This window comes from Paenibacillus forsythiae T98 (assembly GCF_000520735.1).
GTDB classification, from domain to species: Bacteria; Bacillota; Bacilli; order Paenibacillales; family Paenibacillaceae; genus Paenibacillus_AQ; species Paenibacillus_AQ forsythiae.
On the sequence record NZ_ASSC01000751.1, the window covers coordinates 1 to 7,641 of the forward strand.

A 7,641-nucleotide genomic window follows, 5' to 3' on the forward strand; every position below is an offset into this window, starting at 1 on the left:
AGTACCGCAAGACGTTCACGGATGTTCCTGCCGGGAACTGGGCCTATGCCGCCATTGCGGAAATGGCGGCGAAGCAAGTGGTGGACGGAATCAGTCTGCAAGAATTCGCTCCCGAGCGGAAGGTGACGCGCGCCGAATTCGCGGCGCTGCTGGCACGTGCGCTCCGACTGAGCGGAGGAAGCGCATCGTTCACGGACGTTCCGGCAGGCAAGTGGTATGCGGAGGAGGTGGCAGCGGCGTATGAGGCCGGAATCGTCAAGGGCCTCGGCGCGGCTTCCTTCAAGCCGGAGCGGACGATCAGCCGTGAGGAAATGGCGGCGATGCTTGTTCGCGCCTGGAGCGTCCTCCGGCCGGAGGACGGTTCGGAGGCTGTGTCCGCTACGGCCTTTAAGGACCAAACCGCAATCAGCGGTTGGGCGCGTGATGCTGTACTCCGGACGGCGGGACTTGGCCTGATGAAAGGCCGAAGCGCGGCGGCGTTCATGCCGCAGGGAACGACGACCCGCGCGGAAGCGGCGCAGGCGATCGCGAATTTGCTGAATTCCGGAAAGTGAAGACTGCGAAGTCCGAACGAACGAAGACGAGGGCGTCCCGAAAGCCATAGAAATGGCTGCGGCGACGCCCTTTATTTTTGCGGCGGGAATCAGGCGGGGGACTCTTCGATGCAGGACTCCAGCCCGCCTGAATGAAATCGGAACGCTCTTCGTCAAATGAGGGGCTGCGGAAAGCGGATACATGCGGAATGCCTGAAATTGTGCATCTTTTGATCGCCTGAGAGCACCCATTGTATTACATACCTGCAAAAATACATTTTTTTCCTCGATCCAGCCTTAAACTCAGTTGCACGGCCTCAAATTCCTGCATATTTTCAGGATTTTTCCTATGGACGGGGGATTGGGACTTGTGAAACCTGCATTTTGGCGGTTGTGCCGGACGCCGAGCTTCAATCGCAACCCGCGCGGCTCGCCACTTGATGGTAGAGCGCCATAAGTATGCCTATGCTCGCAACTATGCCTATGCTCGCAGCTGAGCCCATGCTCGCAACTGAGCCCATGCTCGCAACTATGCTATGCTCGCAACTATGCCTATGCTCGCAGCTATGCCTATGCTCGCAGCTGAGCCCATGCTCGCAACTGAGCCCATGCTCGCAACTATGCTATGCTCGCAACTATGCCTATGCTCGCAACTATGCCTATGCTCGCAACTATGCCCATGCTCGCAACTATGCCCATGCTCGCGGCAATACATATCAGCATCGGGGCGCCCCAAACAGTCTTTGCCTGCTACTAGCGACTGAACCGTCCCGTTTTCATGCCGCCAAAATGAACTTGTAGTTGATCATAAAGACGATCAGGGCGGCGGATACGAGCGAGAAGGCGACACAGCCGGCGCCCAGCGCTTTCCTCCGGTCCTTGAAGTACAATTTGAAGCCGAGCGCGCACACCAGCAGCGCGGTTGCAGCCAGTACGACGGACAATCCGACCATGGCGAACCAGTACAATCCCTCAAACCATCGAGCCATTGTAAAGCCTCCCTCACTCTCGTATCGAATGGATTACTTCAAATATAAGCCAAACGGCTTCCTTTTGAAAAGCGGTTACATCTGGATTCCCCGCCTCTTGGACACCCGGCCTCATGTGCAGAAATATGTCGGATTGCTGTTGCGGCTCCGGCGACATTTTCCCCGCCTGTTTTTTTGTCGGATGCCGGCGACTCGGATACTGTCGGATTACGCGGACTGCTCTCTTTGCCCCTCGGGCGCACGCCGCGGCATAGCCGCCTCTTTTACCACGGATGCCTTTAGCCAAGGACAATCATACAGGAGGTCATAGCCGCATTTGAGTACAGTATAGCAGGCTTTGAGAAAGGAGAGAGGAGCAAATGGCGGGAAGACAACTGGCCAGTAAATGGCGGAAGACCGAAGCGCTGCTCAGCGACAGCCGGATTGCCCGTTATATACCGAGAACGCAGCCCTTTAGCAATGCTGCTCTGCATTCCATGCTTCAACGGTACGGCAATGTGGTGATCAAGCCGATTGTCGGCGGCGGGGGCTACGGCGTCATTAAGGTGTTCCGGGACGGCAGGGGGTACGGTTTTACCTATATGGACAGAACCCGGGTATACAGGGACTACTCCGGCATGGCGGAGGCGCTGAAGAGAGCCAGGGTCAAGCGCAGCTATTTAATCCAGCAAGGCATATCGCTTGCCCGAATAGCCGGACGCCCTATCGACTACCGGGTTAAAGTTGTTAAGAACGGGGAGCAGTGGGAGTTTCGGTCGATGGTTGGCCGTTTGGCCCGGCCGGGGCTGTTCGTGACCAATCTGTGCAAGGGAGGCACGATGCTGACCTGCCGGGAAGGACTGAGAAGATCGCTGCCGAGAGCCAAGGTATCCGCCAAAAGAATGGAGATGCGCAATCTCACCTTGACTTGCATTGGGGTGCTGGAGCGTCATTTTCCGGGGATCGGTGAACTCGGTTTCGATTATGCGGTAGACCATTCGGGGAGAATCTGGATTCTGGAAGTGAACACAAGGCCGCAATAATCAGTGTATAACTGAAAAAGTGAGGTCATAGTTCTGTCCAAATAGGGAAAAGAGACCGATTTTTGTTAAAGGCTATAGCAAAAATGATTTTTTTTTATTATACTACCAAAGGCGAATCCTGTGCATAACTCTTATCCCCATTGTCCACCGCATTTTTACAGCATATATCGCTCTTGCCCACATATTATGCACAGGATTTCCACATCGGGCTGTGGATATTAAGAACACTTGTTCGAAAATTGATAGTTTGATATGATAGAGAGGAACCAAATAAAGGAAAGGTAGGTGAACGTTGTGGTTGAATTGTCGGATGAGATGTTGTTGGACTCTTATCACAAAGCCATAGAACTTCAGCTGGAGCATGATTTCATCTCTCTGTTACTTGTTGAAATTCTCAAACGGAACTTACACTCTCCAGAACATGCGGTACTTCAATAATGACTTCAGAATAAACGATGAAGCCCTACATAAAACTAAACCGCTGCCAGAATTTAAATAGGGTATCCTTGCGAGCTTTGATTAACTTCGACCCGTCAGGATACCCTTTTTATTTAACTACCCCGCAAAGTATGATTTGACTCACACCGAAACCGGTAATCAAGCAGGAATTAGTGCTGCAGCTTCAGATTGCTGCTATGGCCCGGAGACAGCTTCGCTTCGGGATCAATATAAATCTTGGCGTTATTGACGGCGGTCGGCGCTTCGCCAAAACCCACCGCGATCAGCTTCAGCTTGCCGGGATAAGTGGTAATATCGCCGGCGGCAAAGATGCCGGGAATGCTCGTCTCCATGCGGGAATCGACGACAACGGAGCTGCCCTCGATCTCAAGGCCCCAGTCCACGATTGGACCGAGCGAGGAGAAGAAGCCGAAGTTGACGATTACGCTGTCCACTTCAATGTCCTGAGTCTCCTTGGTCTTGACGTTTGAGAGCGTCACCTTATGAATAAATTCATCTCCGTGCAGCGCTGAAATCTCGGCAGGGGGAATGACCTTGACTTTGGAATTCATGAGATTCTCCACGCTGTGCTCATGGGCGCGGAACTTGTCGCGGCGATGGATCAAGGTGACCTCCGCAGCGATGGGTTCAAGCATAAGCGCCCAATCAACAGCGGAATCGCCTCCGCCGGAAATCAGCACTTTTTTATCTTTAAACGCATTCAAATCGCTTACAAAATAGTGCAGGTTGGCTTTTTCGAAGCGTTCCGCTCCGGGAACCTCCAGACGACGCGGTTCAAAGGCGCCGACGCCTGCGGTCAGGATAATGGCTTTGGCGTGGTATTCCGCTTTATCGGTAGTAACGGCGAAATGGCGTTCGTCCAGTTTTGCAACGGAAATCACTTTCTCCTCCAGACGAATATCGCTCTGGAACAGGGACATTTGCCTTGATAGATTGTCTACGAGCTCTTGTGCTGTAATTTTAGGGAAGCCCGCCACATCATAGATATGTTTTTCGGGATACAGAGTGGCAAGCTGACCGCCCAATTGAGGCATGCTTTCAATTAGTGTTACGGACGCCTGGCGCATTCCGCCGTAGAAAGCGGCGAACATGCCGGCAGGACCTCCTCCTATGATCAGAAGGTCGCTTATGGGAGCATCGGGTTGCTGGGAAGTCACTGAATCTTACACCTCCAAATTGATATATTCAAAATGCCATACTACCCCATTATAAACATACCGGGACTGTACTGCAAAGTGTCAGGACAAAGCCGCAGGAACAGCATGGGCCAGTAATCATGATAATAATTGCTATTTGCTTAAATGCAGGGTAGGTATTACAATGTATATGATTATTTTTGAAATATTTTAAGTTTTACTGGAATTTATTCCAATCCTATGTGTATAAATTCACAAAAACATTATTTATCCAGACACTTTAAACCAGATTCGCCTGTTGGAAGGAGCCGGAAAATGAACAGTATTCCCAAAATCGTAATTCTGGGCGCAGGATATGGAGGTATTCTAACCGCACAACGTCTACAAAAGGCATTAAATTACAACGAGGCGGATGTTACGCTGGTCAATCGCCATGAGTATCACTATTTCACTACCCATCTTCATATGCCTGCGGCGGGAACGGACAGCATTGATCATTCGCGGGTGGCTATTTCCAAGCTGATCGATGAATTCAAGATCGACCTTGTCAAGTCGTCGGTGCAGGAGATTCGCACCCAGCAGAAGAAGGTTATTCTGGAGGACGGCACGCTGTCTTACGACTATCTCGTCATCGCCCTCGGCGGCGAGCCGGAGACGTTCGGCATTCCGGGACTCGATAAGTATGCCATGACGATCCGCAGCATAAATTCCGTCCGTCTGATCCGTGAGCATATCGAGTATCAGTTCGCCAAGTATAAGAACGAGAACAACCTGCAGGAGCATATCAATTTCGTAATCGGGGGCGCCGGCTTCAGCGGCATTGAATTTGTGGCCGAATTGGCGGACCGGATTCCGGAGCTGTGCAAGGAATACGACGTGGACCCCGGCCTGGTCAACATTTACAATGTCGAGGCCGCTCCGACGGCGCTGCCGGGCTTTGCTCCCGAGCTTGTAGAGCATGCCATGAATGTTCTTACAAAGAAGGGTGTAGCCTTCAAAATCGGCGTAGCCATCAAGGAATGCATGCCAAATGGCGTTCTGCTCGCGACGGGAGAGGAAATCAAGGCGTCAACGATTGTCTGGACGGGAGGCATCCGCGGCAACCGTCTGATCGAGGCGGCGGGCTTTGAAGCGATGCGCGGCCGGGTCAAAGTGGACGAGTTCCTGCGCGCTCCGGGGCATGACAATATCTTCATCATCGGAGACGGCTCGCTGATGATCGGACCAGAGGGCCGTCCTTACCCTCCAACGGCGCAAATTGCCATGCAGCAGGGCGAGTGCTGCGCCCATAATCTGGTGGCGGCGATCCGAAATCAGCAGCCAAAGAAATTCGTGTTCAGCAACAAGGGCACGGTGGCTTCGCTCGGCAAGGGCCAGGGAATCGCTGTGGTCGGCGACAAGAAAATCAAGGGCTTTGTAGCCGCCCAGTTGAAGAAGGTCGTCGATATACGCTACCTCTTTACTATCGGCGGCATTCCGCTCGTTCTGAAGAAAGGCAAGTTCCTGTAAAATGCGGCACTGTAGCGTGCAAGTGCGGGGGCTGCTGACCCGGGAGGAGCTGGATCGGTACAACGGTCTGATCGAGGCCGGCTCTTATCTGGAGGATCAGAACAGACATGATCTGGCTTATACCGTCCAGAAGGAAATCGACCTGCTCATTCTGCCTGCGATTGAGCGGCTGAAGGAGAAGAGCCGTGACCGTGACCGGGCGACCGCGGATTATCTGAAGAGCCTGCGGGATGGGGAAGATGAGGAAGAGTCTTCGGAAGGCTGACGACATACGATAAAAGGGTGTGCCTCCGCGTTAACCACGCGAAAGAGGCACACCCTTTATTTTAGACTTTCAGCATTTCCTCAAAGGATTCGGAAGTCAGCAGATTGCCGACATAGAACGACCCGAATTCGCCGTAGCGGGCGCTGACCTCGTCGAACCGCATTTCGTAGACGAGCTTCTTGAACTGGAGCGCATCCTCCGCGAACAGGGTTACGCCCCATTCCCAGTCGTCGAAGCCGACGGAGCCGGTAATGATCTGCTTGACCTTGCCGGCATAGCCGCGGCCGATCAGTCCGTGCGAGTACATCAGCTCCTTGCGCTTCGCCATATCGAGCATATACCAGTTGTCGGCAAGCTCGCGCTTCTTGTTCATCGGATAGAAGCAGATATGCCGGGCTTTCGGCAAAGCCGGCTTCAGGCGGGCGGCAATGTGCGGATTCTGCATCGGGTCTTCCCCGTTGTCTCCGCCGGAGTTATAATTGCTGAGCTCGACGATGCTGACATAGGAGTAAGCCTTCGTGGTAAAGGGGGCAAAAGCGGTCTTGTTGAAGGCGGTCTCCAGCTTGTTCAGGTCCTCCAGGCTTTCACGCAGGTGCATCATGACAAAATCGGCCTTCTGCCCGACGATTGAATACCAGGCCGAGCTGCCCAGCTTCGCCTCCTCTACGCCGCTCCATTCATCTATAAACGCATTCAGTTCATCCAGAGCCACAGCGCGTTCCTCGTCATCGGCCGCCGTCCAGGTGGTCCAGTTCAGAGAGCGGAAGTCATGGAGAGCATACCATCCTTCCAGCGTCAAAGCGGCTTCACTCATGTGATCACTCCTCAAATGGTTGTCCTTCTATGCATTTTAGCGCAAGCATGCGGTGAAGAGCAAACACGGCTACAGCTCCTGTCATGAAAATTCATTGCTTCGTCACCTTTTTTCTAGTAAACTGACTACGGGTTGATGCTTGATGTGCGTTTTTTTATGGAGAGGGGAAGTGAGTCGGATGGGATTTATTCCTGTGTTTGTGCTCGCCGTTCTGTTCTTTGTAATGATGTTCGGTATCGGCTTTATCCTCAATATGTTAATGAAGACCACATGGTTCCCCGCTTATTTGTTCGTGCTCGTCATTCTGCCGGTGGTGGTCTATTCCATCTGGGACCGGTCTTCCATGACGCTGTGGGCGCATCTGTCTTCCTTTCATCCGGTGGATTATATGACGGGCGCCGCCGGCCTGGCCGGAGCGGTGCTCAGCGGCTGGACGATCCGGCGTCTGCGGCTAGGCGGATATAAGATGTTCTGACGATGAAGGTATAGGAGAAGGCGCTGGCGGCTGCTGTCCCGTATGTTGCGGGAGCGGCCGTTTTTATTTGATTTTCATCTTTTCTTCTAAAAAATCCGCATGTGTCAGGATGACGGGGACCGGCTGCGAACGGGAGGGAGAAAGCGACTGATTTGGGCTTTTTTCCACCTATATTGGTTGTCGATTTATGATAGAATAGAACTCTACTTGGAATAGAATGCTTGATGAATTCGCGAACAGGAGGTATCCGGGCGATGCATATCCGTCATTTACATCATTTCACCGAACATCATCGGTACTGCGTATCCCGCGAATTCGGTCTCAGTCCCGTCGACGAACGTATGCTAAGCTCCATCTATCAGCCTATGGTTGGCGCCTTTGCCGTAAGTCTGTACCGTCTGCTCTTCTCGCATGTCCCCGCAGAGAATATCGGCTAAAA

Annotated in this window: 9 protein-coding genes and 1 pseudogene; 7 read left to right on the forward strand and 3 right to left on the reverse strand. The window is 52.8% G+C overall.

Translation table 11 applies throughout. The annotated features are described in order from the left end of the window. Positions 1-554, forward strand: a 554-nt coding sequence (locus L692_RS29935) for an S-layer homology domain-containing protein (protein WP_036725085.1), incomplete at its 5' end; no start/stop codon positions are given. Positions 555-1,309: 755 nt separating this feature from the next. Here the strand turns inward: L692_RS29935 and L692_RS0122755 are convergent. Then, positions 1,310-1,522, reverse strand: coding sequence for a hypothetical protein (locus L692_RS0122755; RefSeq protein ID WP_025702272.1), 213 nt, complete (start codon positions 1,520-1,522; stop codon positions 1,310-1,312). A 359-nt stretch (positions 1,523-1,881) separates the two neighbouring features. Between L692_RS0122755 and L692_RS0122765 the strand changes: the two genes are divergently transcribed. Continuing rightward, positions 1,882-2,544 (forward strand): YheC/YheD family protein, encoded by a 663-nt coding sequence (locus L692_RS0122765; RefSeq protein ID WP_025702273.1) that lies wholly within the window; start codon positions 1,882-1,884, stop codon positions 2,542-2,544. A gap of 294 nt (positions 2,545-2,838) precedes the next feature. Further along, on the forward strand, positions 2,839-2,982 hold the full coding sequence (sda, locus tag L692_RS31395) for a sporulation histidine kinase inhibitor Sda (protein WP_156940559.1): 144 nt from the start codon (positions 2,839-2,841) through the stop codon (positions 2,980-2,982). Between the two features lie 170 nt (positions 2,983-3,152). On the opposite strand, the gene L692_RS0122770 is transcribed toward sda, so the two are convergent. After that, positions 3,153-4,160: an NAD(P)/FAD-dependent oxidoreductase gene (locus tag L692_RS0122770; RefSeq protein ID WP_025702274.1), complete on the reverse strand. Its 1,008-nt coding sequence runs from the start codon at positions 4,158-4,160 to the stop codon at positions 3,153-3,155. A 294-nt stretch (positions 4,161-4,454) separates the two neighbouring features. Between L692_RS0122770 and L692_RS0122775 the strand changes: the two genes are divergently transcribed. Further along, positions 4,455-5,648 (forward strand): NAD(P)/FAD-dependent oxidoreductase, encoded by a 1,194-nt coding sequence (locus L692_RS0122775; protein ID WP_025702275.1) that lies wholly within the window; start codon positions 4,455-4,457, stop codon positions 5,646-5,648. 1 nt (position 5,649) lies between these two features. Further along, a complete protein-coding gene (locus L692_RS0122780; protein ID WP_025702276.1) occupies positions 5,650-5,913 on the forward strand; it encodes a hypothetical protein in 264 nt (87 codons plus the stop codon). Positions 5,914-5,974: 61 nt separating this feature from the next. On the opposite strand, the gene hemQ is transcribed toward L692_RS0122780, so the two are convergent. Beyond that, a complete protein-coding gene (gene hemQ, locus L692_RS0122785; protein WP_025702277.1) occupies positions 5,975-6,727 on the reverse strand; it encodes a hydrogen peroxide-dependent heme synthase in 753 nt (250 codons plus the stop codon). 178 nt (positions 6,728-6,905) lie between these two features. Between hemQ and L692_RS0122790 the strand changes: the two genes are divergently transcribed. Both L692_RS0122790 and L692_RS0122795 read left to right on the forward strand, forming a co-directional pair. Further along, entirely contained in the window at positions 6,906-7,202 is a 297-nt protein-coding gene (locus L692_RS0122790; RefSeq protein WP_025702278.1) for a YuiB family protein, read from the forward strand. A 254-nt stretch (positions 7,203-7,456) separates the two neighbouring features. Continuing rightward, a pseudogene (locus L692_RS0122795) lies at positions 7,457-7,636 on the forward strand (helicase DnaB); the annotation flags it as partial. Positions 7,637-7,641 lie beyond the last annotated feature (5 nt).

Coding starts and splice junctions, on each gene's coding strand:
- hemQ (WP_025702277.1), bottom strand. CDS start 6,727: ATGAGTGAAGCCGCTTTGACGCTGGAAGGATGGTATGCTCTCCATGAC.
- L692_RS0122780 (WP_025702276.1), top strand. CDS start 5,650: ATGCGGCACTGTAGCGTGCAAGTGCGGGGGCTGCTGACCCGGGAGGAG.
- L692_RS0122765 (WP_025702273.1), top strand. CDS start 1,882: ATGGCGGGAAGACAACTGGCCAGTAAATGGCGGAAGACCGAAGCGCTG.
- L692_RS0122775 (WP_025702275.1), top strand. CDS start 4,455: ATGAACAGTATTCCCAAAATCGTAATTCTGGGCGCAGGATATGGAGGT.
- L692_RS0122790 (WP_025702278.1), top strand. CDS start 6,906: ATGGGATTTATTCCTGTGTTTGTGCTCGCCGTTCTGTTCTTTGTAATG.
- L692_RS0122755 (WP_025702272.1), bottom strand. CDS start 1,522: ATGGCTCGATGGTTTGAGGGATTGTACTGGTTCGCCATGGTCGGATTG.